22 protein-coding genes are annotated in these 25872 nt (G+C 46.6%); 16 read left to right on the plus strand and 6 right to left on the minus strand.

Annotated features, from left to right (window positions below):
- Positions 1–122: 122 nt before the first annotated feature.
- The 7 genes from AB4Z45_RS10430 to AB4Z45_RS10460 all read left to right on the plus strand — a co-directional run bounded on the left by AB4Z45_RS10430 (position 123) and on the right by AB4Z45_RS10460 (position 8805).
- Positions 123–1484, plus strand: coding sequence for an aspartate aminotransferase family protein (locus tag AB4Z45_RS10430; protein ID WP_441909124.1), 1362 nt, complete (start codon positions 123–125; stop codon positions 1482–1484).
- A 17-nt stretch (positions 1485–1501) separates the two neighbouring features.
- Positions 1502–2746 carry a M20 family metallo-hydrolase gene (locus tag AB4Z45_RS10435; protein WP_441909126.1) on the plus strand — a complete coding sequence of 415 codons (1245 nt, stop codon included), beginning with the start codon at positions 1502–1504 and terminating at the stop codon, positions 2744–2746.
- 120 nt (positions 2747–2866) lie between these two features.
- Positions 2867–4240, plus strand: coding sequence for an NAD(P)-dependent oxidoreductase (locus AB4Z45_RS10440; RefSeq protein WP_441909127.1), 1374 nt, complete (start codon positions 2867–2869; stop codon positions 4238–4240).
- Positions 4233–5537: an NAD-dependent dihydropyrimidine dehydrogenase subunit PreA gene (gene preA, locus AB4Z45_RS10445; RefSeq protein ID WP_441909524.1), complete on the plus strand. Its 1305-nt coding sequence runs from the start codon at positions 4233–4235 to the stop codon at positions 5535–5537. Before AB4Z45_RS10440 ends, preA begins: the two co-directional genes overlap by 8 nt.
- 1 nt (position 5538) lies before the next feature.
- Positions 5539–6933, plus strand: a complete 1395-nt coding sequence (hydA, locus tag AB4Z45_RS10450; protein ID WP_441909128.1) for a dihydropyrimidinase — start codon at positions 5539–5541, stop codon at positions 6931–6933.
- Between the two features lie 70 nt (positions 6934–7003).
- A complete protein-coding gene (locus tag AB4Z45_RS10455) occupies positions 7004–7231 on the plus strand; it encodes a hypothetical protein (protein ID WP_441909130.1) in 228 nt (75 codons plus the stop codon).
- Positions 7232–7332: 101 nt separating this feature from the next.
- Entirely contained in the window at positions 7333–8805 is a 1473-nt protein-coding gene (locus AB4Z45_RS10460; RefSeq protein WP_441909132.1) for a CoA-acylating methylmalonate-semialdehyde dehydrogenase, read from the plus strand.
- Between the two features lie 69 nt (positions 8806–8874).
- On the opposite strand, the gene AB4Z45_RS10465 is transcribed toward AB4Z45_RS10460, so the two are convergent.
- A complete protein-coding gene (locus tag AB4Z45_RS10465) occupies positions 8875–10119 on the minus strand; it encodes an MFS transporter (protein WP_441909134.1) in 1245 nt (414 codons plus the stop codon).
- A 215-nt stretch (positions 10120–10334) separates the two neighbouring features.
- On the opposite strand from AB4Z45_RS10465, the gene AB4Z45_RS10470 reads away from it, so the two are divergent.
- Positions 10335–11510, plus strand: coding sequence for an exonuclease SbcCD subunit D (locus AB4Z45_RS10470; RefSeq protein ID WP_441909135.1), 1176 nt, complete (start codon positions 10335–10337; stop codon positions 11508–11510).
- Positions 11507–14599 (plus strand): AAA family ATPase, encoded by a 3093-nt coding sequence (locus tag AB4Z45_RS10475; protein ID WP_441909137.1) that lies wholly within the window; start codon positions 11507–11509, stop codon positions 14597–14599. The genes AB4Z45_RS10470 and AB4Z45_RS10475 overlap by 4 nt, the downstream gene beginning before the upstream one ends.
- Before the next feature lie 78 nt (positions 14600–14677).
- Here the strand turns inward: AB4Z45_RS10475 and AB4Z45_RS10480 are convergent, their stop codons facing one another.
- On the minus strand, positions 14678–15175 hold the full coding sequence (locus tag AB4Z45_RS10480) for a hypothetical protein (protein ID WP_441909138.1): 498 nt from the start codon (positions 15173–15175) through the stop codon (positions 14678–14680).
- Between the two features lie 63 nt (positions 15176–15238).
- Here AB4Z45_RS10480 and AB4Z45_RS10485 point away from each other — a divergent pair, with 63 nt between their 5' ends.
- Entirely contained in the window at positions 15239–15619 is a 381-nt protein-coding gene (locus AB4Z45_RS10485) for a DUF423 domain-containing protein (protein ID WP_441909139.1), read from the plus strand.
- Positions 15620–15770: 151 nt separating this feature from the next.
- Entirely contained in the window at positions 15771–17672 is a 1902-nt protein-coding gene (locus AB4Z45_RS10490) for a putative bifunctional diguanylate cyclase/phosphodiesterase (RefSeq protein ID WP_441909140.1), read from the plus strand.
- A 60-nt stretch (positions 17673–17732) separates the two neighbouring features.
- Here the strand turns inward: AB4Z45_RS10490 and AB4Z45_RS10495 are convergent, their stop codons facing one another.
- Positions 17733–18275 carry a hypothetical protein gene (locus AB4Z45_RS10495; protein ID WP_441909141.1) on the minus strand — a complete coding sequence of 181 codons (543 nt, stop codon included), beginning with the start codon at positions 18273–18275 and terminating at the stop codon, positions 17733–17735.
- Between the two features lie 661 nt (positions 18276–18936).
- Here AB4Z45_RS10495 and AB4Z45_RS10500 point away from each other — a divergent pair.
- Both AB4Z45_RS10500 and AB4Z45_RS10505 read left to right on the plus strand, forming a co-directional pair.
- The gene (locus AB4Z45_RS10500) at positions 18937–21015 is read left to right on the plus strand and encodes a collagen-like protein (protein ID WP_441909142.1); all 2079 of its coding nucleotides are present in this window, start codon (positions 18937–18939) and stop codon (positions 21013–21015) included.
- Between the two features lie 424 nt (positions 21016–21439).
- Complete coding sequence (locus AB4Z45_RS10505; protein ID WP_441909144.1) at positions 21440–21778, plus strand: S-Ena type endospore appendage; 339 nt, start codon at positions 21440–21442, stop codon at positions 21776–21778.
- Positions 21779–21833: 55 nt separating this feature from the next.
- Here the strand turns inward: AB4Z45_RS10505 and AB4Z45_RS10510 are convergent, their stop codons facing one another.
- Positions 21834–22175, minus strand: a complete 342-nt coding sequence (locus AB4Z45_RS10510; protein WP_441909146.1) for a DUF3992 domain-containing protein — start codon at positions 22173–22175, stop codon at positions 21834–21836.
- Between the two features lie 27 nt (positions 22176–22202).
- Positions 22203–22577 carry a DUF3992 domain-containing protein gene (locus AB4Z45_RS10515; RefSeq protein ID WP_441909147.1) on the minus strand — a complete coding sequence of 125 codons (375 nt, stop codon included), beginning with the start codon at positions 22575–22577 and terminating at the stop codon, positions 22203–22205.
- Positions 22578–23265: 688 nt separating this feature from the next.
- On the opposite strand from AB4Z45_RS10515, the gene AB4Z45_RS10520 reads away from it, so the two are divergent.
- From AB4Z45_RS10520 to AB4Z45_RS10530, 3 genes are all read left to right on the plus strand, one after another.
- On the plus strand, positions 23266–23559 hold the full coding sequence (locus AB4Z45_RS10520) for a hypothetical protein (protein ID WP_441909149.1): 294 nt from the start codon (positions 23266–23268) through the stop codon (positions 23557–23559).
- Positions 23560–23960: 401 nt separating this feature from the next.
- On the plus strand, positions 23961–24155 hold the full coding sequence (locus tag AB4Z45_RS10525) for a transcription initiation factor TFIIIB (protein ID WP_441885455.1): 195 nt from the start codon (positions 23961–23963) through the stop codon (positions 24153–24155).
- A gap of 257 nt (positions 24156–24412) precedes the next feature.
- Positions 24413–24718, plus strand: coding sequence for a YunC family protein (locus tag AB4Z45_RS10530; RefSeq protein ID WP_076270277.1), 306 nt, complete (start codon positions 24413–24415; stop codon positions 24716–24718).
- Positions 24719–24799: 81 nt separating this feature from the next.
- On the opposite strand, the gene mtnA is transcribed toward AB4Z45_RS10530, so the two are convergent.
- Positions 24800–25855 carry an S-methyl-5-thioribose-1-phosphate isomerase gene (gene mtnA / locus AB4Z45_RS10535; protein ID WP_441909151.1) on the minus strand — a complete coding sequence of 352 codons (1056 nt, stop codon included), beginning with the start codon at positions 25853–25855 and terminating at the stop codon, positions 24800–24802.
- Positions 25856–25872 lie beyond the last annotated feature (17 nt).

Raw genomic sequence — 25872 nt, forward strand, 5'->3', positions numbered from 1 at the left:
CAGAAACAATTTGGAAGAAGCAGCGAAGTAGCCGCATACGCTAGTCTATAAGGACCGCTGATGGTCTCATCCACGGTTCAATCTATTATAGAAGCGGCAGCCGCGAAGGAGGAAAGGAAGGCATGGGCGTGAATGAGGCAGCAATGAATGAAGAAGACAAAGCAGCGCTGTTAGAGAAGGACCGGAACTATTTATGGCATCATATTTCTCCTCATAATGAGAATCCAATGGTTATCGTGTCGGGAGAAGGAAGCTGGCTAACGGATATGGACGGGAATCGCTATTTCGACGGCATGTCCGGGATGTGGTGCGTCAATGTCGGTCATGGGCGGGTCGAAATAGCTGAAGCGGCTGCGGAACAAATGAAGACAGTAGCTTATGCGACGCTCATTCAATCTCATGTTCCGGCAATTGAGCTGGCTGCGAAGCTGAATGAATGGCTCATTGGCGATTATCGATTTTTTTTCTCCAACTCAGGTTCAGATGCCAATGAAGTCGCCTTCAAAATCGGCCGCCAGTATCATCATCAACGTGGGAAGGGCTCTAAGTACAAATACATTTCACGCCACCGCGCCTATCACGGCAATTCTATGGGGGCACTTAGCGCCACAGGGCAAGCGCAGCGCAAGCTGAAATACGAGCCGCTAGGTGTGGGATTTTCCCATGTGCCTCCGCCCTATTGCTATCGTTGTCCTTTCGGGCAAACGAAAGGCTCCTGCAAAATGCAATGCGCTCAAGCCTATGAGGATGCCATCCTATGGGAGGGTGCAGATTCGGTCGCTGGCATTATCGTTGAGCCGGTTATTACCGGAGGTGGAATGATTGTGCCGCCTGATCCATATTTAGCTCGGCTGCGAAAGATCTGCGATAAGCATGATGTCCTGCTCATTGTTGATGAGGTCATTTGCGGCTTTGGCCGCTCAGGAGAAAAATTTGGGCATCAGAACTTTGGGGTAAGGCCGGATATAGTGACGATGGCGAAAGGGCTGACAAGCGCATATTCTCCATTATCTGCAACGGCAGTGTCCGCCGAAATGTATGAAAGCTTCAAAGAAAGCGGAGCAGACAATCACTTCCGTCATGTGAATACCTTTGGAGGCAATCCTGTATCCTGCGCGGTGGCGCTAAAAAATATAGAAATTATAGAACGTGAAAATTTAGTCAGCCGTTCTGCCTATATAGGGAAAGAGCTGTTTAGCCGAATCAAGCCGCTTGAATCACATCAGTACGTAGGCGAGCTTCGAATTTTTGGTTCGGCTATCGGTATCGAGCTGGTTGAGGATAAACGAACAAAGGAGCCGGCATCTGCTGCTAGAGTTGCTGCTATTATTGCGGAGTGCAAGCAAAAAGGACTGCTCATTAGCAAAAATGGCGATACAGTGCCGGGTTTTATGAACATTTTGACGCTGAGCCCGCCTTTGTCGACTACGGATGATGAGATTGTATTTATCGCCGAAACGCTGCTTCAGGTTTTCGGTGTCTGAGGGAGGCGGATAAAAGAGTGGAGAAAGAACTCAGCATTAATGCGGAGCGGCTGCACAAGCGTATTGATGAGCTCGCTCAGATTGGCAAAATTGGTGATACAGGCGTTTGCAGGCTGGCGCTGTCGAAGGAGGATTTGGCAGGTGTAGAGCTGGTGCGGAGCTGGATGCTTGAAGCGGGGATGGAGGCGCGGATTGATCCGTTCGGCAACTTGATCGGCGTGCTGGAAGGAGCTGGCTCGGCAGCACCGGTACTTATGCTTGGCTCCCATATTGATTCGCAGCCGTACGGCGGGCGATTCGATGGCGTTATTGGCGTATTAGGGGCAATTGAAGCCGTTCAAACGATGGTTGAAAAAGGCTTTAAGCCAGCTAGAAATATTGAAGTTGTCGCTTTTTGTGATGAAGAAGGCTGCAGATTTAACAAAGGGTTGTTTGGCGCAAGAGGAATGACCGGGAAGCTTGAGGAGGGGGAGCTTGATCGGACGGATAAAAATGGTGTGACTCGCAGGGAGGCATTGATCGCGTTTGGATGTGATCCTGCTGCGTTTGAAGGATATGTCTTTGAGGAAGGGCGGATAGCTGCTTTTCTGGAGCTGCATATTGAACAAGGTCCAGTGCTGGAGTCGCTCCATGAACCGATTGGAATCGTCAGCGGAATATCCGGCCCTGTCTGGTGGACGGTAGAAATGACAGGTTTCGCAGGACATGCGGGTTCCGTGCCAATGTCTATGCGCCAGGATGCATTGGTCGGCAGCGCTAAGGTTATCATTGCACTCCACGAATTAGCTAGCGCTGAACCTGGCGCACCGACTGTAGGAACGGTTGGTTCGCTGTCGGTATTTCCGGACTCGCGCAACATTATTGCAGAGAAAGTAAGCTTCACCGTTGATTTCCGTGATATTGATCTGAGTCGCAGGAACAGGCTGGAGGAACAGCTTCTTGCGAGGATAGATGCTGTTTGTTTAGAGCATGGCTTGACGTACACGATTCGTGAGGATACGAGGAGTGATCCGCGTTACTGCGCGCCTGAGCTTAGGGAGCTAATGCAGGAGGAAGCGGCGAAAATAGGGCTTGCCCCGCCCGTTCTGATGAGCGGCCCGTTCCATGATTCGTTAACGATGTCTTATGTTTGCAACTACGGAATGATATTTGTTCGCTGCAAGGACGGGATAAGTCATAATCCGAAGGAGTATTCATCGCCGGAAGATATCGAACTCGGTGTAGAGCTTCTATACCGAACAGCGCACAGATTAAGCGGCTAAAAGTGAAAGATTATAGTAGACCAGTAACTCTTGCCCAGGTTATAGACCTGTAAAGCTTTAAGCGCGACTGAATACTTGAAACCTATAAAAATATTGAAGTTGAATAAGGAGGAGATGGGTATGGGCGCGATAGGAAAGTCGGTGTTTATTCCTGTCGAATCACTGCGGCGAAACTTTGCAGAGGTGAAGGCAGGCATGCGGCCAAAGGAAGCTATAGAGGAATCGAACCGCTGTTTGTACTGTTACGATGCTCCGTGCATAAAAGCGTGCCCGACGGGCATTAACATCCCTTCTTTTATCAAAAAAATTGCTTCCGGCAATATGAAGGGATCTGCTCGCGTCATTATGGATGCCAATCCTGTTGGAGCGACCTGCGCCAGAGTATGTCCGACTGAGGAGCTGTGCGAGGGCGCATGCGTAATGAACGAATCCTCAAAGCCTATTATGATCGGCAGCCTGCAGCGCTATGCCACGGATTGGGCGATAAAAAATAATCAACAGTTGTTCGCAGCTGGTCAAAGCAACGGCAAATCGGTGGCAATTATAGGCGGCGGACCAGCAGGTCTGTCTGCTGCGCGCGAGCTTGCGAGATTTGGCTTCGCCGTTACGATATTCGAAGCGAAGGAACAAGCGGGCGGTCTTGATACATATGGCATTGTTTCGTTTCGTTTGCCGCAGAGCATCGCTCTGTGGGAGGTTGAACAGGTGAAGAAGCTGGGCGTTGATATTCGGACGAATACAGCAATTGGTTCTAACGTAGCCACAGATTCGCTGCTTGCGCAGTATGATGCGGTTTTACTGGCGATAGGAATGTCGAAGGTACCTTATCTTAACATCGAGGGCGAACAATTAACCGGTGTGTATGACGCCATTGATTTTGTAGAAGCGACCAAAACGGAGCTTACAAATGATTTTGCTGGCAAACGTGTAGCGGTAATCGGTGCGGGCAATACGGCGGTTGATGCGGCCACCTGCTCGGTGAGGCTCGGGGCTTCGAAAGTGAAGATGGTATACCGCAGGACGAGAGAGGAAATGACCGCCTACGATTTTGAATTCGAATTCGCGAAGCAAGATGGCGTGGAGTTTGAATGGTTAAGCGCTCCCAGCCGGATTATCGGAGATGCTGATGGAAATGTCGAGGCGCTTGAATGCATGAGGATGCAGCTTGAAGAGGATGAACAAGGGGGAAGAAAGAGGGTGACACCAATAGAAGGCTCCTCTTTCCTGCTTGATGTTGATGTTGTCATTAAGGCAATTGGTCAAACACGTCACCTGCCGCTAATTGAGCAGCTGGGCTTGCATCATAAGCGGGGAATGGTGATAGTGAATACGGAAACCTATCAGACCTCAAATCCCAAAATTTACGCTGCTGGCGACGTTATTTTCGGTGAAGGCCAAGGGGATGCGATGGTGGTTGCCGCCGCACAGCAAGGCAAGCTGGCAGCTTATTCGATTTATAAAACGCTAGTTGCAGGGAGGGAAAATGATGGCTGATCTGCGCATTCAATTAGCAGGCATAGCTTCTCCAAATCCTTTTTGGCTTGCATCAGCGCCGCCAACAAACACCGGCTATCAAGTTCAGCGAGCATTTGAAGCGGGCTGGGGCGGAGCGGTATGGAAGACGCTGGGCGATCCAATTATTAATACATCCTCGCGATTTGCAGCTATTCATTTCAATGGACAACGAGTAGCAGGATTCAACAATATTGAGCTGATTTCGGATCGCCCGCTTGAAGTGAACTTAAAGGAAATATACGAGACAAAGAAGCGATTTCCGGAGCATGCGCTTGTCGTTTCATTGATGGTGGAGCCTAAACGCGAGAAATGGCATGAAATTGTAAAAAAAGTAGAGGCTGTCGGTGTGGATGGATTGGAATTGAACTTCGGATGTCCCCATGGCATGGCGGAGCGGGGGATGGGCGCTGCTTCCGGACAACAGCCGGATCTGGTTGAAATGCAGACAATGTGGGTCAAGGAGGCAGCGAGGACGCCAGTCATAGTCAAGCTTACGCCAAATATTACGGACATTACCGCGACAGCGAAAGCAGCCGTTCGCGGAGGAGCGGATGCGATCTCGCTGATCAATACCATTAATTCACTAGCAGGAGTGGATATCGATACATGGAATACGATTCCGCATGTTGGCGGAAAAGGCGCGCATGGGGGCTACTGCGGGCCTGCTGTTAAGCCGATTGCGCTTAATATGGTTGCAGAATGTGCCCGAAATCCTTTAGTCGGGGTGCCCATTTCCGGGATAGGCGGAATATCGAGCTGGCGGGATGCGGTTGAGTTTATTTTGATGGGCTCAACTGGCGTTCAAGTATGTACAGCGGCCATGCATCATGGCTTTAGCATCGTAGAGGATATGATTGATGGTTTAAACAATTATTTGGATGAAAAGGGTTTACAATCAGTCAATGAGCTAATAGGCAAATCGGTAGAGCGCTATTCGGATTGGGGAGATCTTGACCTTAATTACGCGGTCGTTGCACGAATTGAACAGGATACTTGCATCGTTTGCAATAAATGCCATATCGCTTGCGAGGATACTTCGCATCAGTGCATTGAGCGGCATATAGACGATACTGGCGCAGCATACCTGAAGGTTCGCGAAGAAGATTGTGTAGGCTGCAACCTTTGTTCTATTGTTTGCCCGGTTGAAGGTGCAATTGAGATGGTTGAGGTTCCCTCTACGGAGCCGGCTCTAAGCTGGAATCAACGGCAAGCGGCAATTGCGTCACTAGGAAAAAGCAATGATTCTGACGATGGCGATAAGAAGGAGGCTGTATAGGATGACGGTGAAGCTCATTAAAAATGGGGTTATTGTAACGGCAGCCGACACGTATAAAGCTGATGTGCTGATTAAGGAAGGCATCATCGCCAAAATCGGCATTGACCTCGAATCGGAAGCGGATGAGATTATCGATGCTACAGGCAAATACGTATTTCCAGGCGGCATTGATCCGCATACCCATCTTGATATGCCGTTTGGCGGCACGGTTACGGCGGATGATTTTGAGACAGGCACAAAAGCTGCAGCTTACGGAGGAACGACAACGATTGTTGATTTCTGCTTGACGACGAAAGGGAAACCACTGAAGGAATCCATTGCGGCATGGCATCAAAAAGCAGGCAGTAAAGCCGTAATCGATTATGGTTTTCACCTCATGATTAGTGAAATAAACGATGCAGTGCTTGCCGAGCTTCCATCGATTATTAAAGAAGAGGGCATTACCTCGTTGAAGGTGTTTATGGCGTACAAAAACGTGTTTCAAGCGGATGACGGCACGTTGTTTCGGACGATGCTCGCAGCCAAGGAGCATGGAGCGATGGTGATGGTTCATGCTGAGAATGGCGATGTCATCGATTTTCTCATTCATAAAGCGTTGGAGGAAGGCAACACCGATCCTATTTATCATGCGCTTACGAGACCATCGATTATTGAAGGAGAGGCAACTGGACGGGCAGCAAAACTAGCCGAGCTTGCTGGAGCGAGACTGTATGTTGTGCATGTGACATGCGCCGAAGCCGTCCAGCAAATCGCAGAGGCGCGCAATCAAGGCGTGGACGTGTGGGGCGAAACCTGTCCGCAATATTTGGTGCTCGATCAGTCGCAGCTGGAGAAGCCGGATTTTGAAGGGGCAAAATACGTATGGTCGCCGCCTCTTCGTGAAGCGTATCATCAAGAGGAGCTTTGGAATGCACTGAAGAGCGGCCAGTTGCAAACGCTGGGTTCGGATCACTGCTCTTTTAATTTTGACGGACAAAAGGATTTGGGGCGGGGGGATTTCAGTAAAATCCCAAATGGCGGCCCCGTTATAGAGGATCGATTCTCGCTCTTCTATTCGGAGGGCGTTCATCAAGGTCGTATTACGCTTAATCAATTCGTAGACATTGTATCGACGCGCAGCGCCAAGCTGTTTGGTCTTTTCCCCCAGAAGGGCACGATTGCAGTTGGCAGTGATGCGGATATCGTCATCTTTGATCCGCTAGCAGAGCGTATTCTCTCAGCTGAAACACATCATATGAACGTTGATTATAACCCGTTTGAAGGATTGAAGGTGACAGGCTTGCCCGTTAGCGTGCTATCACGCGGTGAATTTGTTATTCAAGATTGTCAATTTGTTGGCTCTATTGGAGCTGGACGATACGTGAAGCGGACTCCTTACAAGGCGGCTAATCGATAGCTGCTTGTCGCAACTCTGTTTCGCGACATGAGGGATAAAGGGAAGCCATAGCGCCAAAGGAGGAAGAGACATGTCCGCCTATGAGCAATACGTCGAGGAGAAAAACAAGATTGATGCGTACTTGAATCAGGAGTATGTCATTACTGGCGTACGTGAAGGACTAAGCGGCGATTGGCTGGAGCTTAAGCACCCCGGCGGGGATGAAGCTTCGCTGCTCATTGAGACGGCGGATGCTCGCAAATATTTTGTTAATGTGCTGCTTAAACAAGATGTTAGAGAACAAAGAGACGCGCAGTAAAAATTGGAGCGTAGTTTTCCAAAAGGAGATAGCTCCTTGAGTGCGACAAAGGGTAAAAGGTTTGTTCCCAACGATAATTAACAAACATAGGAGCTGATAGGATGGCTATAGAACCTATTTCCCTACAGGATTCGCTTAAATTACGTAATTTTATAAACGGTGTTTGGGTGGAGTCTGTAAATGGACGAACAGATAAAGTGATCAATCCAGCTACAGGTGCAGTAATCGCATACGTCCCGTTATCCGTCCAAGAGGATGTTGAGGCTGCTGTGCATGCCGCGGAGCAGGCTTATCCAGCATGGAGCAAAACCCCTGTTCCACGCAGGGCGAGGGTGCTGTTTCGTTACTGGCAGCTTCTGCAGGAGCATGCGGAGGAGCTGGCGGAGATTATAACGATGGAGAACGGAAAAAGCTACAAGGAAGCGTTCGGAGAAGTGCAGCGCGGCATCGAAAATGTGGAGTTTGCGGCAGGAGCGCCGACGCATATGATGGGAGAAACGCTTGCGAACATAGCTACAGATATAGACTCGGAGCTGTTCCGGGTGCCGCTTGGTGTAGTCGGGGGCATCACGCCATTTAATTTTCCGATGATGGTACCGTGCTGGATGTTCCCGCTTGCCATCGCGCTTGGCAACACTTTTGTGCTCAAGCCATCAGAACGTACGCCGCTTACCGTTAACAAGCTTGCGGAGCTATTACGGGAAGCGGGATTGCCGGATGGTGTACTTAATGTGGTGCATGGCGCTCACGATGTTGTAAATGCATTGACGAGCAGTCCCAGTGTTAAGGCCATTTCATTTGTCGGCTCGCAGCCTGTTGCCAAATACGTATATGAGCGAGCTGCCTATAACGGCAAAAGGGTTCAAGCGCTTGCCGGCGCCAAAAACATCCATATTGTAATGCCGGACGCGCATATCGATAAGACGGTTGAGAACATCATAGCCTCATCCTTTGGCAGTGCTGGTGAGCGATGCATGGCTTGCTCTGCTGTCGTTGCAGTTGGTGATGGGAGCAGCTTTATGAAGGCGCTGCAAGCTGCAGCGGAAGCGATGATCATCGGTTCGGGAATGCGCGATGACGTCACCTTAACGCCAGTCATACGCGATGATCATCGCAAGCGCATCGAAAAGTATATTGCGAATGGGACTGCTGAGGGGGCTGTGCTTCTGCTTGATGGCAGGCTTGCAACGGAACGCAGCGGCGAAGGATATTTTCTTGGACCGACGATTTTTGACCAAGTGAAGCCTGAAATGAAGATTGCCACGGAGGAAATATTTGGCCCAGTATTATCTGTCCTGCGCGCGGAAGATTTAAATGAGGCGCTTACTATAGTGAACAGTTCTAGATTTGGTAATTCAGCAGTCATTTATACGGAAAATGCTAAGGCGGTTCGAAAGTTCCGCGAGGAAGCGGAAGCCGGTATGCTGGGGGTTAATGTAGGCGTGCCTGCGCCAATGGCTTTTTTTCCATTTTCGGGCTGGAAGGACTCTTTCTACGGAGATTTGCATGCCAATGGAAAGGACGGAGTGGAATTTTATACGAAGAAAAAAATGATAACATCGAGATATTTTTGATAAGGCTGCCTAGTATAAAAAATGCCCCCGCAGCGTGCTGAGCTTCAGCACTGGCAGGGGCATTTTTATTTACAATATGGCATTCCTATTTCTAAGCATGCGATAAAGAATGATCGAAGTGACCGAGCAGGCAAGCGCACATGCCCCGATGAATAGATAACCTCCTTGCAGACCTGCAACGAGGCTGGCTTGCGAGTTTCCACTTCCGGCGAACAGCTGCTTCGTCCATTCTGTAATGGCGCCGATAGCGAGGTTGCCGATGACACTCGCTATACCCATTAAGGTTACGGTAAAGGTAATAGCGGTATCGGCGTTGTTCGGGTAACGTTTGGCAAGCAAGGCCATGACGGTTGGATAGATTGGGGCGATACCAACTCCTGCGAGTGCAAACAGAAAGGCACCTGGTTCACCGATGATAATGGCTGCAACTGAGCATAACCCAGAAAAAGCAGATAGTAAAATGAGCGATCTCGTGTAGCCAATTTTGTCAGTGACGGGGCCGAGAACGAGCCTTGCGAGCATAAAGCAGAAGAAAAAGGCAGATAGCATTTTAGCCGAAGCATCGCCGCTCCAGCCGTAAGCCTTCTCCAAAAAGTTAACGAGCCAGCCGCCAACAGCAAGCTCCGATATTACTCCGAAAGATAGTACGACGACAATGAGCCAAGCGATCTTGTCACGAGCAAATTCCTTTAAAGTGATTCGTTCCTCGTGTTTTTGCTCATCACCGGCATATTTTGCGAAAAGTCCTGGAAGCATTGGCAAAATCGAGAGCGCGAGCATAAGCATGTACATTCCCCGCCAGCCTAGCGCAGAGCCAAATACTTGAACACCCATCAGCGAAGCAGCGATGATTGGAGCAAAGGTTGAGCTGAGCCCATAAAAAAAGTGTGCGAGGTTCATCATCGTGCCCGTGTTTTTGATGAAAATTCGAGCGGCAAGGATGGCTAGCGCGATTTCCAGCATCCCATTTCCGACATACATGAGGAAATAAGCGGATGAAAGTGAGGTGTAATTGGCTGCAAAATAGATGCAAACACCAGATACCGCCATAGAGCCAAATGTGAGCACCAAGGTGAGTTTCATGCCTGCTTTGCGGGTAAGCCACCCGGTAAAGCTGCATGCAAGCAAATAGCCAAGGGAGTTAAATGCTAACAAAATTCCAACTTGCAGCTCGTCAAGCTTCAATTCACTCTGCATTCTAGGAAGCGCAGGACCTTTAATATTTTCGGAGAAGCCAAAGATGAGAAAACCTCCGAATACGACAGTAAGCAGCAGTATGTAGTTTTTGGATAAAGTAGAAGTGAAACGAGACAATTTGGTAGTCCTCCATCGTTGTCATTATAATAGGAATAGAGTTTGATAAACGTATGCCGTGTCTAACTTTATCGTGTATTTATGCGATGTGCAATAGATAGCGGAAAGCAATCTCAGCTTTACTATGCGGCATGATGAATCGGATGTTAAAATAAATGATAGACCAATAACGTGTTAAGATAGATAGAAATGCAAGGAAGGGATGTTTGTGACGAATGAAGCTATTTCATACTGCGGACTGGCATTTGGGCAAGCTCGTTCAAGGCGTATATATGACAGAGGATCAGCGTTATGTTCTGATGCAGCTGCTGCAAGCGATCGAAATAGAACGGCCGGATGCGGTCATTATTGCTGGCGATCTCTATGATCGGGCTGTACCGCCTACGGAAGCGGTAGAATTGCTGGATGAGCTGCTCAGCCGGATCGTCATCGATTTAGGTACGCCAGTGCTTGCAATATCAGGGAATCACGACAGTCCAGACCGTATTAATTTTGGTACAAAAATGATGGAAAATCGCGGTTTATATTTGGTGGGACAGCTCCGCAAGAAGCTCGGACCAGTTGTGCTAAATGATGAATTCGGCGAGGTTCACTTCCATCTTGTTCCGTACGCAGATCCTGCGCAAGTACGCTACGAGTTTGGCGATGAATCGATAAAAACGCATGACGATGCGATGCGGGCAGTTACAGCAAACATTGCTGAGTCTATGAATCCAGAAGCTCGGCATGTGTTTGTCGGGCACGCTTTTGTTACGGCAACCGGAGAGCCGGAGCTTAATACAAGCGACTCCGAGCGGCCATTGTCTGTTGGCGGTGCTGAACATGTGAGTGCGGCTTATTTTGAGAAATTTAATTATACAGCGCTTGGACATTTGCATCAGGCCCATTTCGTTCGCAATCACAAGATAAGGTATGCGGGTTCCCCGCTTAAATATTCGATTTCTGAGGAGAACCATGCGAAGGGTTATTTCGTCATTGAGCTTAATGAAGCGGGCGATGTGGAGATCGAGAAGCGCGAGCTGCTTCCGCTTCGCAACATGCGCCGTGTAACTGCTACTATTGAAGAGATAACGAAGCATGAAATAAACGAGGATTATGTTTTTGTTACTCTTTTGAATGATAATCCCGTATTGTTTCCAATGGAGAAGGTGCGTGCGGTTTATCCGAATGCGCTTCATGTGGAACGCAGGCCATTATCTTCAGGCAGCCATTCGAGCGATGGCAGCAGCTTGGACGCTGGAGTGGCAAAAGGACGGCGTGAGGCTGATCCAATCGAGCTGTTCGCAGCTTTTTATCAAGAAGTAAAGCAGCAGCCACTCACGGAAGCGAAAAAACAGTTGTTTGCGAATACGTATGCAGAGCTGCTGCGTGAGGAAGGAGGTATCCTATGAGGCCAATCAAATTAACAATGACAGCTTTCGGCTCCTATCGAGACACGGAAACGATTGATTTCAGCATGCTGGAGGATCGACGCCTGTTTGTTATTTCAGGCAATACAGGCGCAGGGAAAACGTCAATTTTTGATGCGATTTGCTTTGCTATCTATGGAACGGCTAGTGGAGAGGATCGAGCTGATCCCCGAATGCTTCGCAGTCATTTTGCTGCAGAAGAGATACACACCGCGGTTCATTTCGATTTCGCTATCGGTCGCAGAAGCTACTTGGTCCTTAGGCAAATGCCTCATCGCAAGGGCGGGAACAAAAGTGAAACAGGCGGTAAATGCGAGCTGTACGAGACGACTAGCGGGGAACCCATTCCAGCTGTAGACCGTTTTATTTTGTCTGACGTGAATGCTAGGCTGGAGCAGATTATTGGCCTCACCAAGGAGCAATTCAGTCAGATTGTCATGCTTCCACAGGGAGAGTTTCGAAAGCTGCTGACTTCCGATACGGATAATAAGGAAGAGATTTTACGCCGAATTTTTCGGACAGAGCTGTATGAGCGTTTGGAAAATCGTTTTCAGCAAAAAAACCGTGCGCTGCAGGATCAGCTGAAAGAAGCAAAAGCGACTCTTAATGCTTATATGAAGCAAGTGCAAGAGGCGCTGCCAGAGCGAGAAAATAGTAAGCTTGTTGAAACTTTTAAGCAGGAAGTATATAGTGCGACGCAAGTGACGGACGCTTTGGGGCTGGAGTTCGAATTTTATAAGAAGCTTGCAGGAGAAGCGGAAGAGCAAAAGGAGCTGCTTGCAGGAAGGCTTGAAGCGGCAGAAGTGCAGCTAAGGCTTGCGATGACGCTGAATAGCAAGTACGAGGAGCATGCGAGGAAGCGGTCGCAGCTTGAGCAGCTGGATGGGCAGAAGCCGGATTATGGCTTGAAGGAGCAGCGGCTGGCGCTTGCTGAAAAAGCAGCCCATTTGGCACCTTATCAGGAGCATGCCGAACGAACCGCTGCTGATGCGAAGTTGAAGCGGGAACAATTTGCTACGAGGCAAGCGGAGCTGGAAACCGCGGAGCGCGACTTTAAGGTTGCAGTTGAGCGGTTTGCAGTAGAAGAGCAGCGCAGCGACGAACGACGAGAAGCGGAACGTGAGCTCAGCAGATTGCTAGAGATGGCTCCAATCGTAAGAACGCTAGCTAGTCAGCAGCAAGCGATCGACAAGCTCGTACTTGCAGAGAAGGGTTGTACAACTAAGCTTGAGGCATTGGATGCAGAGCTTATAAAGCTGCGAGAAGCGAAGCTCGCTGCAAATGCACAAGTGAAGGAAACAGAGCTAGAAACGGCAGAGCTGACAGATAAGCTGGACAAGCTGCGTCTTATTGAGCAGCAGGGGAAACAATTAAAGCGAGTAGTTGACGTCGAGAAGGAAATGACAAAAATCGCTCTATTAGAGAAAGAATTCGCTCAGGCTCTCAGCAAAGAAAAAGACAACCACGATAAGCTTGAGGCTGCATGGCTTGAGGGGCAAGCGTCTCTGCTGGCTGCCCATCTGCATGAGGGCATGCCTTGTCCTGTGTGCGGCAGTGAGGAGCATCCAGCAAAGTCAGTCATACATTCAGAGATTCCTTCTCGTGAACGGCTGCAAGAGGCAAAATTACAATTAGCCGCAGTGGAGCGGGAATGGCTTGAAGCGCGAGCACAAGCAGCTGCAGCACAAGCAACACGCGAGGATGGTGCTAAAGAGCTGGCGGAATTTGGATTGAAAGCCGTCATGCTGGAGGAGCAACGAGCGCAGCTGCTGCAGCTTTGGCGCGGCCTTAAGGAAGAAACGGACAAGCTTCTATTGAAAGTGAAGCAGCTTCCTGAGATCAAGCAGTTGATCGAACGTCAGGAGCAGCAGCTCGAGAAGCAACAGCTTAGTAAGGAACAACTACAGCAGGAGCAGCAGCGCTTAATCGTTGAGCGAACGTCACAGCAATCGGCGCTGCAGCAGGAGCTGGGCCGCATCCCAGAAACGCTGCGTACTCCTGAGAAGCTGACTGAAAAACTAAACGAGCAGCAGGTAGTTTATGACCGAATGTCAGCAGCATGGAAATCTGTTCAAGAGCAGCAGCAAAAAATGACAGCGAAGCTGGCCGAACAGAAAGCATATGCCGTGCAATCCGAGCAGCAGCAGCAAGAATCGGAAAAAAACAGGCAGTTAGCAGAGCAGCGATTGCTGGATGAGCTCGTGAAAGCGGGCTTTGACACGGTTCAGCAATATCGAGAAGCAGCTTTGCTTGACTCAGCTAGAGAACAGTTGAAAAAAGAAATTGCTGCATACCAAGCAGCCGTTGCTTCACTTATGCAGCAGCTGGTTGAACTGCAAAGCGAGCTTGCAGGCAAACCTAGAGTTGATCTGTCGCAGCTTCAAGAGCAGCTTGCTGCTTTGAAGCAGCAGCAGGAGAAACTATTTGCCGCCGCACAAACGGCAATGCGGACCGGTCAAGTTGCTGAGCGACTTGCCATCTCAATTGGAAAAGCCAATGATTATGTGAGCGAGCTTGAGGCTAAGCTAGAAGAGGTCATGGATGTATTCCAGATGCTGAAAGGAGATAATGCGCTCAAGGTATCGTTCGAGCGCTATATTCTAATCGAGTTTTTGGAGCAGATTCTCTTTGCTGCCAATTCGCGTTTGCATGATTTATCGAATGGACAGTTTATGCTGCAAAGAAGTGATCGCCTTGAAACTCGCGGCAAGCAAAGCGGGCTAGGACTCGATGTCTATGATGCGTATACAGGTCAAAATCGTGACGTGAAAACATTGTCCGGCGGTGAGAAATTTAACGCCTCGTTATGTCTTGCACTTGGAATGACGGATGTTATTCAATCCCACATGGGCGGCGTGACGATTGAAATGATGTTCATTGATGAGGGCTTTGGTTCACTGGATGAGGAATCGCTTCAGAAAGCTATTACAGCACTTGTTGATTTACAGAAATCGGGAAGGATGATCGGTGTTATTTCTCATGTTCAGGAGCTTAAGGATGCATTCCCGGCTTGCCTTGAGGTTAATAAGACGAAGGAAGGTTTTAGTCGGACGAAATTAACGGTGAGATAAGCGGCTTGAAAAAGAAAAGCCTGCTTCGAGCACTCCATTGAGGCTGAGACAGACTTTTTACAGCTGGCCGAAATTTAATTAGGCAACAGACGAAGCAATAGAAGCAGAGCCTACAAAAAATAAGGCAATACCGCCTACAAATACAACAACGTTAAGTACAATGCCAATAACGCCAAACGTTTTACGACGCTTGCTGGAGACGGCACCGATAATGGCTAATATAAGACCTGCAAGGGAGAGTAGTCCTGCTCCAAAAATACAAACGATGGTAAGCATCATAGAAACAAGAACTTCTTGACCAAGCGCTTCGATTGAAGCTTTAAAAGCTGCACTATCAGAAGGGTCTGCTATAATGACGTCTGTATTTGCGATCTGATCAGCGAATGAGAAGCCTGAGACGATTGCAATAATAAGCAATACGGCTGAGAGCAGCCCAATGATGAAGGATGTAATGCCAATTCCTGAATGCTTCTTAGGACCTTCATAGATGGTTTGGTCGTTTGAGAAAACGGGTCTTGAACCATAAGGCTCATTGCTGGAAGATGGATTAGCATTGTTATTGGTTTCATTTTCCATTTATATCAGCTCCTTTACTAATTACGGTAAAATTATACACAAATACGAGAGGATTGAAAACAAATGTTTCCAAAATATTTTGCAATCGGAGCAATAAACGCGGCTTTAGCCATTGCTTTAGGCGCATTCGGAGCACATGGATTAGAAAAACAATTGAGTGATCATTATTTAGAGGTTTTTGAAACAGGCGTTCGTTACCACATGTACAGCGCACTCGGTTTAATGCTAATTTCCTTGTTCGCCAAACAAATGGGGACAAGCAAGCTTGCTTTAAATGGCGGCCGATTAATTCTAACAGGAATGATCATTTTTAGCGGCAGTTTGTACGTATTATCAATTACGAGCTTCAGCAAGCTTGGCATGATTACACCTATTGGCGGCGTTGCGATCATTGCTGGCTGGATATGTATTATTACTGCAGCATTTAAGAAAGAAAGTAATTAGTTAGAAATAAATAATGAATTGACGACATATTACTCTGTAATACAACAAAAAAACAAGTTGCTTTAGTAAATATTTCTATACCAGAGCGCGTACATCGTTTATAATAAAGCGAACACTGACTTGACTCGAAATAGAGGAAGGACGTTTGTGCGTGACGAAACGGATAGATGGTTTTCCTGATAGAAAGCGGCAACTCCTCAAGCAATCATTGAATGGATCGTTGGTTATTAGCTGTTTGCTGGCAGCACTCGGGTTGGTCTGGATTATCGTTTCATTTATATTAATTTCTAACTCGATGTACAAATGGACCGCTTTGGCCATCGCTGCATCATTAATCGTAACTGCAGTAATTGTTTATATAAAGCGAAATGTGACGTTTAGCTTCCAAAATTATCATACGGCAATTGTAGAGACCTTGCTTCGTTCAGATGCCGTTCCACTTGCGATATTAGATAAAAATGGGATTGTCATGGAGTTGAACGAGGCTTCTGGCCGTACACTTGGTTATGACCGAACCGAGCTTCTCGGTGAAACGATCTTGCGACTAGTTGAACCGGGCAGCCGGCAATTGCTGCAAGAAACATTTGAGCAGGCTTTGCTGGGTGAAACGAAACAGATCAATATTAACATTACGCATGGTTCAGGTTTTCCGCTCGAGCTTCAGGTTGTTTGCTCTCCTATGATACAGATGGAAGAAGTCATCGGAACGGTAGTGATAAGCCAGGATCTAAGCGATCGTAAACGTAATCTTGAACGAATTCGCTACATGGCCTATCACGACGATATGACCGGATTGCCGAATCGCACTTTGTTTCAAATGAAACTGACGGAGACGTTGACAAGGGCGAAGGAAGAAGAACGTATCGTTGGTATTTGTTATTTGGATTTGGATCGCTTTAAGCTGGTTAATGCATCCTTTGGACGCGAATTTGGTGATATTCTTCTCATGCAAGTTGCAGAAAGACTAAATCGAGATCTTGATGACAATGATTTTGCAGCGCGTATGGAAGGCGATGAATTTGCTTTATTATTTTGCAATTTACGATCGGAGAAGCATTTGCTTGAGCTGTGCAGAAATCTCCTCAAGTCGATTGAAGAGCCCTATGAGCTGAGCGGCTTCCCGTTACATATTACAGCGAGTATTGGTTTGGTTACAAACCGCAACGCGGATGATGATAGTTATTCGCTTATCAAGAAAGCAGATATGGCGCTTGTCAAAGTGAAGGAAAGCGGGAAAAATGATTGCCTAATTTATTCGGAGGACTGGAGCAATTCGTCATTGGAGCGACTTACGCTGCAGCATGAGATGTACCGTGCGATTCAGCGCGAAGAATTTATTTTGCATTATCAGCCGCAATATGATTTGAGCTCAGGTACTATGGTTGGCGTAGAAGCGCTTGTAAGATGGAATCATCCGCTTAAAGGCATGATACCGCCAGGAAACTTTATCCCGTTAGCTGAAGAGAGCGGCATGATTGTCCAAATTGGCGATTGGGTGCTGGAAGAGGCCTGCCGTCAAAACAAAGCATGGCAAGACGCTGGATTGCCGCTAATGCCGGTATCCGTCAATTTATCGATTAGGCAATTCGTTCAAACGGATCTCGCAGGCAAGGTAGCGGCAGTACTTGAGAAAACAGGCCTCGATCCAAAATATTTGGATCTGGAAATCACGGAGTCGATGACGATGGATGTTAGCCATGTGTCTCGCTGTTTGCTCGATTTAACGGAACTAGGCGTTAATATTAGCGTTGATGATTTTGGCACCGGTTATAGTTCATTTCATTATTTGAAAAACTTCCCGATTGATCGGTTGAAAATTGACCGCTCCTTCGTACGTGATATTCAGCAGGACCCGAGTGATGCAGAAATCGTTGCAGCAATTATTGCAATGGCTCATAACCTGAATATTCAGGTTATCGCAGAAGGCGTGGAGACTGAAGGGCAAATGGAGTTTCTTCGCAAGCACAAATGCGATGAAATGCAGGGCTTCTTCTGGAGTCCGCCTGTATCAAGTGACAACATTGAACAAATGTTATCTCCGGGTTATGCCTAAAAAAACCGTTCTATGGCTGATAAACAGTCATTGGAACGGTTTTTTTTCTTCACGCGTGGATTAGTATGAGAAGTCTTCAATTTCGTTCATTCGAAACGTATACACTTGCTTCTCGTCGACATGATAAACGGTAATAATATTTTCCGACTCATCCATATTAATGATTCGGCATGGAATGCTGAGCGTAATACCTAAGCCTTTATTAACGAGGAGCCGGATTAAGGTATTGTTTTTCATGAGCGCTCTTATTTTGTCGTAATAGCTCAAAGCTTCTAGAGCATCTGCTGCTGGTTTGTCGGCCTTTTTAGCTTCTTTTGTTTGCTCAGGAGTGGTGGTTGAAGTTCTGTTAGGTTGTACGTTGTCAGCATCTTTAGTTAGGTTAGGCGACAAAGGAATTTCTCGGGTGGAGCTAGTATTGTTCTTGCGATGTTCGATTTGCTCTCCAAGTTGGATGCCGGATAATATACGGAAATCAACAAAGTCAGAACCATTTAGCGAATGAAGCAATTGCTCAAGCGCTGCAGCGTTGTTTTTCCCTTCTACAAGCACCTCAATATTAAAAATAAAGGATGCTCGGTCTTGTGAAGAGTTATGTTTTTCCATAGGACCTCCGGACGATTCGATATAGTACTAATATACCACTAAATCGATTTTTCATGTAGTAGTGAGCAGCGACAACTCGAGTGATGCAAGAAAATGTATCCGCATTCAAATGGATAGATACAGGATTTAGATTAAATCTGTGCTATACGGTATAAAGACCTAACTACTTATAATAAAGTTATGGCTGATCTATTTTAGCATATATTATTATTTCTTTGAAACATTAAACGGAAGTTGTGATGTAAAGATTAAATGCAGAATAAATGTAAAATTTTATAAAGAAATAAAAAATGGATTGTTGGTCTCGATATATTATGTGGTCTTTGTATGGGAAGGATTAGACAGGTTAAAAGTAGTGAAAAAGCTAGAGACACTTTGCCTTGATGAAGGCAAAGTGTCTCTATTTTTAGGTATGTACTAAATGACTATTATTTGGAAAATACGGCTTGAGTACAATCAAAAACTGAGGAAAATTCATTTACTATTAATAGAGTCTGCCGATAGAGGGGTAGAATGTTTTCTGTTTCTGGGAGAATTTTTATTTTAGATGATAAGTTTTATATAAATTCAATGATAGGAAAATTGGAATTGAAAATTTTCATCGATTCTAATTTTTAATGATATATGTATTCGAGATTGTTGTACAAAGGATGGGGGGCTAATGGATATGTATTGTGGCAGCTCAAAACTTAACAGATCGCAATGTTCAAGTAGCAATTGTTCATGCTCCGGTTCATTAAGCTGCGACGGGACGCGTAAGAAAGGCATAACTGGCGCGACGGGGGCGACAGGTGAAACAGGGGCGACAGGTACAACGGGAGTAACGGGAGTAACTGGAGTAACTGGAGTGACAGGAGCAACTGGGGAGACAGGGGCGACCGGGACGGTAGGAGCAATCGGAGCAACTGGCGTAACCGGCGCTACAGGAGGGACGGGAGAAGGAGTAACGGGAGCAACTGGAGTGACAGGAGCTACAGGTGCGACGGGAGTAGGAGTAACGGGAGCAACAGGGGCAACCGGCGCTACAGGAGCGACGGGAGTGGGAGTGACTGGAGCAACAGGGGCAACCGGCACGACAGGAGCAACGGGAGTGGGAGTGACAGGAGCAACTGGAGCAACCGGCGCTACAGGAGCAACGGGAGTGGGAGTGACAGGAGCAACTGGAGCAACCGGCGCTACAGGAGCAACGGGAGTGGGAGTGACAGGAGCAACTGGAGCAACCGGCGCTACAGGAGCGACGGGAGTGGGAGTAACAGGGGCAACCGGCGCTACAGGAGCGACGGGAGTAGGAGTGACAGGAGCAACAGGGGCAACCGGCGCTACAGGAGCGACGGGAGTAGGAGTGACAGGTGCAACAGGTGCAACCGGCGCTACAGGAGCGACGGGAGTGGGAGTAACAGGTGCAACAGGTGCAACCGGCGCTACAGGAGCGACGGGAGTAGGAGTAACGGGTGCAACAGGAGCAACCGGCACGACAGGAGCTACGGGAGTAGGAGTGACCGGAGCAACAGGGGCAACAGGGGCAACCGGGGCAACCGGCGCGACAGGAGCGACGGGAGCAACGGGAATAACAGGGGCGACGGGAGTAGGAGTGACAGGAGCAACAGGGGCAACCGGCGCTACAGGAGCAACGGGAGTAGGAGTGACAGGAGCAACCGGCGCTACAGGAGCGACGGGAGTGGGAGTGACAGGAGCAACAGGGGCAACCGGCACGACAGGAGCTACGGGAGTAGGAGTGACCGGAGCAACAGGGGCAACAGGAGCAACCGGCGCTACAGGAGCGACGGGAGTAGGAGTAACGGGTGCAACAGGAGCAACCGGCGCTACAGGAGCGACGGGAGTAGGAGTGACCGGAGCAACCGGGGCAACCGGCGCTACAGGAGCGACGGGGGTAGGAGTGACAGGTGCAACAGGAGCAACCGGCGCTACAGGAGCGACGGGAGTGGGAGTGACAGGTGCAACAGGGGCAACCGGCGCTACAGGAGCGACGGGGGTAGGAGTGACCGGAGCAACTGGAGCAACCGGCGCTACAGGAGCGACGGGAGTAGGAGTGAGCGGAGCAACAGGTGCAACCGGCGCTACAGGAGCGACGGGAGTGGGAGTGACAGGTGCAACAGGGGCAACCGGCGCTACAGGAGCGACGGGGGTAGGAGTGACTGGAGCAACAGGAGCAACCGGCGCTACAGGAGCGACGGGAGTAGGAGTGAGCGGAGCAACAGGGGCAACCGGCGCTACAGGAGCCACTGGTCCGAACTTTGCTGCTGAAGGATTTTCAGCATTTTTATCTTCTCTTACTTTATCAGCAACGGGTCAGCTTATTAACTGGTCTGTAGCGAATCCTTATTATGGAAATGCGAATTTCAATGCCGCAACAGGCAATTACACGATACCGGTCACTGGTAGATATTCTATTTTAGCAACAGTAAATTATATAACCACTGCAGCTATTGGCATAAGCCTCGGAGCTGGAATAAACCCCTTTTTTCTAGTTCAAAGAACAGCGCCTACAACAACAAGTCTTGTTACGGGATTATTACCTATTTTAAATGTTAATATTGCATTGCTTCTAACCTTAAGAGCTGTACTCGGTAACGGAACAGTAACCTTGGCAGGTGAGGTTACGCTCACTGCTGGTGATGTTGTTGGGCTTTACTATAATGCGAACGGTCTGACAATCTCGCTTAATATAGGTGGCGGATCTACAAATGGTGTAGTTTGGTCCATGCATGAACTTACGTAATAATCAATCATGCATTTCGTTTCGTTAATGGAGGTTAAATCTACTAGGCATATGACTTCTTTTGGAATAAATTCAGATAATGTATAACCATGTGCCGGAAAGATACATTTAATATAAGTATGAATTGGAATATGCTTTTTTTGAAAGAGGGGGGAATATGCTGAAAAGGAGATTCTGTTCAAAGACAAAGCCCTTATTTGAATCAATGAATGTTCTCATGGTGAAACCCTCTTTTATTCAAATAAATAAGCAAAAATCAAAATATATAATAAAGAAAAAATGCTGTAAGAAAAGAGCCCGAAGGAAGAGATGTTTCCCGATATTTCCGTGTCCTCCTAAGCGATGTCACAGGCCAAGACCGAGACCATGTCCAAGGCCTAGGCCGTGTCCTTGCCCGGATTCACCTTGCGTTGATCCTGCGACTATGCTGGTCGAAAAAGAATGCTGTGGAAATATATTACTTCAAGGTAATCTAACGGGACTTCAAATATGGGAAACAGATATTGAAGCAAAAGTTAAGTTGGCGCAAATTACTATATACTCGAGTCCATCGAGCACAGATCCTTTGGAAGTAGAAATTGTTGGTACAGAAACTAAACTAATGATTGTACCACCTGGTAATACAGTTAATTTTATTGGTGAAGGCATTAAATCTGTAAAGGTTTCTGCAAAAGGTAATGAGTTACTTTATATTGAAGGAAAATATGTAATTTCAACTACCATTGGTCTGCATTCAAACCCCATTCCATTAAATGAACAATAATAAAGGGTGGTTCTTCAATAAATGAAGAACCACCCTTTATTATTAAGTTATAAGATTAAAGACTATAACGGACAGTAATACAAAACTCCCCTTGTGCTGCTGCCGTCGTAGTTAAGGAAATGGTATTAAATCGTGCTACCGTAAATGATGCACTGCCTCCAACAGGAATAACTATGGTTTGAATAGCTGCTACGATTCCTGTTCTGAAGAAGTTTACTGTTAATGGTGCTGTACCGGTTTCGTACGAAACATACCCTGTACCGGTAATGATTTGCGAAATGTTGTCCGTATATAAAGTTTGGGTACCAGCTGCAGCCAACTGCCAATTCAAGCACACTTTATCTTGCACAATGATTTTTTCTGAGCAGCAACTAAGTGTAGAATTTGTTTCACACATATTCCTTTATCCCTCCACTCGTTTATTTTATTGGACAGGGTAACGGGTAGTTATGCAGAATTCACCTTGATAAGTACCTGGTGATGCTGCGGGAAGCGTTATTTGAATGGCACTAAAGCGCCTATACGTAAAAGCAAGACTAGTTCCTGGAGAGAGTGAAAAAGGAGCAGCATTAATCGGAGTTCCTGTGCTGTCAAGAAAATCAAATGTGATAGCAGCTGGACCGATGTCATATTGCAAATATCCGGTACCCACAATATTTTGGTTAATGTTATTTGTGAAGACGACAACTAGGACATCAGCAGCGACAACGGTGCCACTCCATGGTGTACATACTTTATCTTGCACAAAGTTTTTATCAGCACAACAAGTTAAAGCAGTTGCAGAATTATTACAACCCATATCTAAATCCCTCCTAATTATAATTTCTAACTATTTAATGCAGGCATTAACCTGCCCGCTTGGACATCTGCCTGAGGTGAGAAATATCTTTTAAATATGGCGACATACGATAATGCGATTTCTATGGGTAGTAGACTAGAGAGAGGAAGTAGAACCATACAAGATGAAGAGCGTAGGGATTTATCATTGGAGAAGCATAATTAGAGACTAGCATTTTCAGAAGAATGCAGGAGCATAAATAAGCAAACATCCAATAATGCCAACTTACTTTTGCATATACTGATGTTGCAGTGCCTTGCTTTTTACTTTATGTAAAAGAAGGGGGCCAAAACCCTCGGAAAAAACAAAAAAGCCCAATCATAACAAGCTTTCATATGGTTTTTCATGATTATTATCTTTAATGAATATTAAGTATAAACTTTTTTAAATAACTAGTTTTTTCCCTAATCTTGTGACCAGTTTGTGAGTTTGGTGAGTCGAATTGTGATTGTGAAAACTATATGTAGCTGGCTTTCCTTGACTGAGGGGAGTCTTTTATTGATTCATTTTGATTCGACATAGTTTGCGACAAATTATTATTAAATCATTTAATTTTTAGGAAGATAGGAAGGTATAGTTAAATGGTTGTTTTATGGGGAGGAGAAATGTTTAGAATGATGTAAATACATATAAAGAGTGGCTGAGGAACTTGAGTGAAGGTGACGATGTTGTAGTCATAGGAGGCCATAGGACGGCTTCATACACAATCACCAAAGTAAAGAAAATAAATCCCAAAGGGAAGATACGTACAGAGTATGGAGACTTAATGTATGATGAGAATGGGAGAGTAACGGGTGGCAGTTGGAATAAAACTTCACTATCGCCAGATACCTCTGAAATAAGAGAGGAAATTTGGAGAGGTAATATAATAAAAAAACTTTCTGGAACGGATTTTTCAACACTTTCATCGGAACAGCTGACAGAGATATATGATATTACATAGGCAACGAAAGACTAGTTTTATCATCAGAAAGGGGCGCCAATTGTGAAATTTATTGAAGATGCTGAAAGAGAAGAAGCACTTGAAATGAAACCAGATTTCAAACGTGGTCATGTTTGGACTGACAATCGACAGATACTAACAATCGAACGCAGTATGACATAGATTCCACTGAGTAAGGCTTCATTAATTAAGTAAGGAGTGTGCACATAATGAGCTTGTTTTCGAGAAAACCAAAAGAACCGAAAGACAATTAGGCTGATATAAGTTTAATTTTCTTTTTTGAAGAGGTAAAGTGCAGGAGTACCTGACGTATAAGTATAAGGATAGTAAGTATCCGTTTTGTTGTGATTAGTTTGATTAGAAAGGCAAGAAAAGGTTAATTTCAAAGGGAGAGGTTCGAGATGAAAAAAGAAGAAGTTTGTCCCGAATGTGGAGGAACCAACTTTGGGAAAGGTAAGTCTCACGGTGAAGCCAGAGTATACCCTATGAAAAAAATGCTAACTTTAGGATCAGATGTTACTCATGTAATTTGTATGAAGTGTGGATATATTTTAAAAAGTTTTGTTATTGAGCCACATAAATTTGAGGATAAATAAAGTGAATATCGACATTTGTGAATATATTAAAACATGTGTTTCATCGAAAACTCAACATGAAGAGGAAGTATGCGAAAATGACTTTTAAATGGTCTAAAGATATTGAATGGAAATAAGTTTGTGACCGCATTTGTGATTTCACCCCTCAACCACTGCATAAATAAGCAAACATCCAACACTGCAAACTTACTTTTGCATATACTGATGTTGCAGTGCATTGCCTTTTACATTATGTAAAAGAAGGGGGTGGATCCTATATGATGCGGATGGTTCCTTTCACACTGGAGAATGGAGAAACCGTTCTTGGCGTTGAAGTGAAGCTGCCCAAAACAACTTTGCTCGCCATCATGACGGACAAAGGATATATTATGTGCGGTGCGCTTGATGTTTCTCTGCTTAATGAGCGACTCAAAGACCGGGAAATTATAGCTGGCAGAGCTGTCGGAGTAAAAACGTTGGAAGAGTTGATGGAAGCCCCTTTGGAATCCGTTACTTTAACAGCAGAGACAAAGGGTGTTGTAGTTGGCATGAAGGGCTCGGAAGCGCTCCAATTGATGCTTTAACAAAAAGAAAACAAAGAGCCCCAATCAAGCTGTACGCGTGAATGCCGCGAACAACCGATTAGGGCTTTTATTATCTAATGATTATTCAAACAGCTTGCGAAGGTTAACATCGTATGGCGCTTGGACGATGCCTTTTTCAGTAATAATGGCTGTTACATATTCATTAGGCGTTACGTCAAAAGCGGGATTGTATACTTTAATGCCCTGAGGAGCAGTACGTTTGCCGAAGCCTTCTGTAATTTCTTCCGCATTGCGCTCTTCAATAGGAATTTCAGAACCAGTCGGCGTATTCAAATCAATTGTGGAAAGAGGACTTGCTACATAAAAAGGAATGCCATGAGCTTTAGCTAGTACAGCTACGCTGTACGTTCCGATTTTGTTAGCTACATCACCATTTGCAGCAACGCGGTCAGTACCTACGATAACCGCATCTACCCAGCCCTTAGCCATAATCATACCCGCCATGTTGTCGCAAATAAGCGTTACATCGACGCCTGCCTGCTGCAGTTCAAATGCTGTTAACCGAGCGCCTTGAAGGACAGGACGCGTCTCGTCAGCATATACACGCAGTGTAATACCGCGTTCCAAGGCTAAGTAGAAGGGTGCAAGAGCTGTGCCGTATTTAGCCGTAGCCAAGCCGCCAGCATTGCAGTGTGTCAATACGCCCATATCATCTTTAAACAATGATAGGGCATGTTCACCGATCATTCTGTTTGTTTCTTCATCTTCGCTTTGAATCGCGATTGCTTCCGTTAGCAAAGCGGCTTTGCTTTCCTCAAGCGACAAGCCTTTCTCGATGTAAGAAGCGGCAGCGGCTTTCATGCGATCAAGTGCCCAGAACAAGTTAACAGCGGTTGGTCTTGAAGTCGCGAGATATTCTACTTGCTTGACGACTTGCGCGAGCCATGCCTCAGTGGTTTGCTCATCTCGGCTGCCCAGAACGACGCCATAAGCTGCTGAAATGCCGATGGCTGGAGCTCCGCGTACTTTTAAGTGGCGAATCGCTTCCCATACATCCTCTGCTGTCGTTAAAGGCAAATAAACGATTTCTTCTGGCAAAAGCCGTTGGTCAAGTAAATCAAGCCTGTCTTCGGTCCAGATAACCGATTGCAAGCCAGCATAATTATTTGTTGTCATGGTGTCATTTCCTCTCT

Source organism: Paenibacillus sp. MCAF9 (genome assembly GCF_052114265.1).
Classification (GTDB): Bacteria; Bacillota; Bacilli; order Paenibacillales; family Paenibacillaceae; genus Pristimantibacillus.

What these genes read in the sequence shown, in the direction of transcription:
- AB4Z45_RS10470 (WP_441909135.1), top strand. Translation starts at nt 10,335, where the DNA reads ATGAAGCTATTTCATACTGCGGACTGGCATTTGGGCAAGCTCGTTCAA.
- AB4Z45_RS10460 (WP_441909132.1), top strand. Translation starts at nt 7,333, where the DNA reads ATGGCTATAGAACCTATTTCCCTACAGGATTCGCTTAAATTACGTAAT.
- AB4Z45_RS10505 (WP_441909144.1), top strand. Translation starts at nt 21,440, where the DNA reads ATGCTGGTCGAAAAAGAATGCTGTGGAAATATATTACTTCAAGGTAAT.
- AB4Z45_RS10485 (WP_441909139.1), top strand. Translation starts at nt 15,239, where the DNA reads ATGTTTCCAAAATATTTTGCAATCGGAGCAATAAACGCGGCTTTAGCC.
- AB4Z45_RS10430 (WP_441909124.1), top strand. Translation starts at nt 123, where the DNA reads ATGGGCGTGAATGAGGCAGCAATGAATGAAGAAGACAAAGCAGCGCTG.
- AB4Z45_RS10495 (WP_441909141.1), bottom strand. Translation starts at nt 18,275, where the DNA reads ATGGAAAAACATAACTCTTCACAAGACCGAGCATCCTTTATTTTTAAT.
- hydA (WP_441909128.1), top strand. Translation starts at nt 5,539, where the DNA reads ATGACGGTGAAGCTCATTAAAAATGGGGTTATTGTAACGGCAGCCGAC.
- AB4Z45_RS10455 (WP_441909130.1), top strand. Translation starts at nt 7,004, where the DNA reads ATGTCCGCCTATGAGCAATACGTCGAGGAGAAAAACAAGATTGATGCG.
- AB4Z45_RS10480 (WP_441909138.1), bottom strand. Translation starts at nt 15,175, where the DNA reads ATGGAAAATGAAACCAATAACAATGCTAATCCATCTTCCAGCAATGAG.
- AB4Z45_RS10525 (WP_441885455.1), top strand. Translation starts at nt 23,961, where the DNA reads ATGAAAAAAGAAGAAGTTTGTCCCGAATGTGGAGGAACCAACTTTGGG.
- AB4Z45_RS10530 (WP_076270277.1), top strand. Translation starts at nt 24,413, where the DNA reads ATGATGCGGATGGTTCCTTTCACACTGGAGAATGGAGAAACCGTTCTT.
- AB4Z45_RS10500 (WP_441909142.1), top strand. Translation starts at nt 18,937, where the DNA reads ATGGATATGTATTGTGGCAGCTCAAAACTTAACAGATCGCAATGTTCA.
- AB4Z45_RS10510 (WP_441909146.1), bottom strand. Translation starts at nt 22,175, where the DNA reads ATGTGTGAAACAAATTCTACACTTAGTTGCTGCTCAGAAAAAATCATT.
- AB4Z45_RS10515 (WP_441909147.1), bottom strand. Translation starts at nt 22,577, where the DNA reads ATGGGTTGTAATAATTCTGCAACTGCTTTAACTTGTTGTGCTGATAAA.
- AB4Z45_RS10475 (WP_441909137.1), top strand. Translation starts at nt 11,507, where the DNA reads ATGAGGCCAATCAAATTAACAATGACAGCTTTCGGCTCCTATCGAGAC.
- mtnA (WP_441909151.1), bottom strand. Translation starts at nt 25,855, where the DNA reads ATGACAACAAATAATTATGCTGGCTTGCAATCGGTTATCTGGACCGAA.
- AB4Z45_RS10440 (WP_441909127.1), top strand. Translation starts at nt 2,867, where the DNA reads ATGGGCGCGATAGGAAAGTCGGTGTTTATTCCTGTCGAATCACTGCGG.
- preA (WP_441909524.1), top strand. Translation starts at nt 4,233, where the DNA reads ATGGCTGATCTGCGCATTCAATTAGCAGGCATAGCTTCTCCAAATCCT.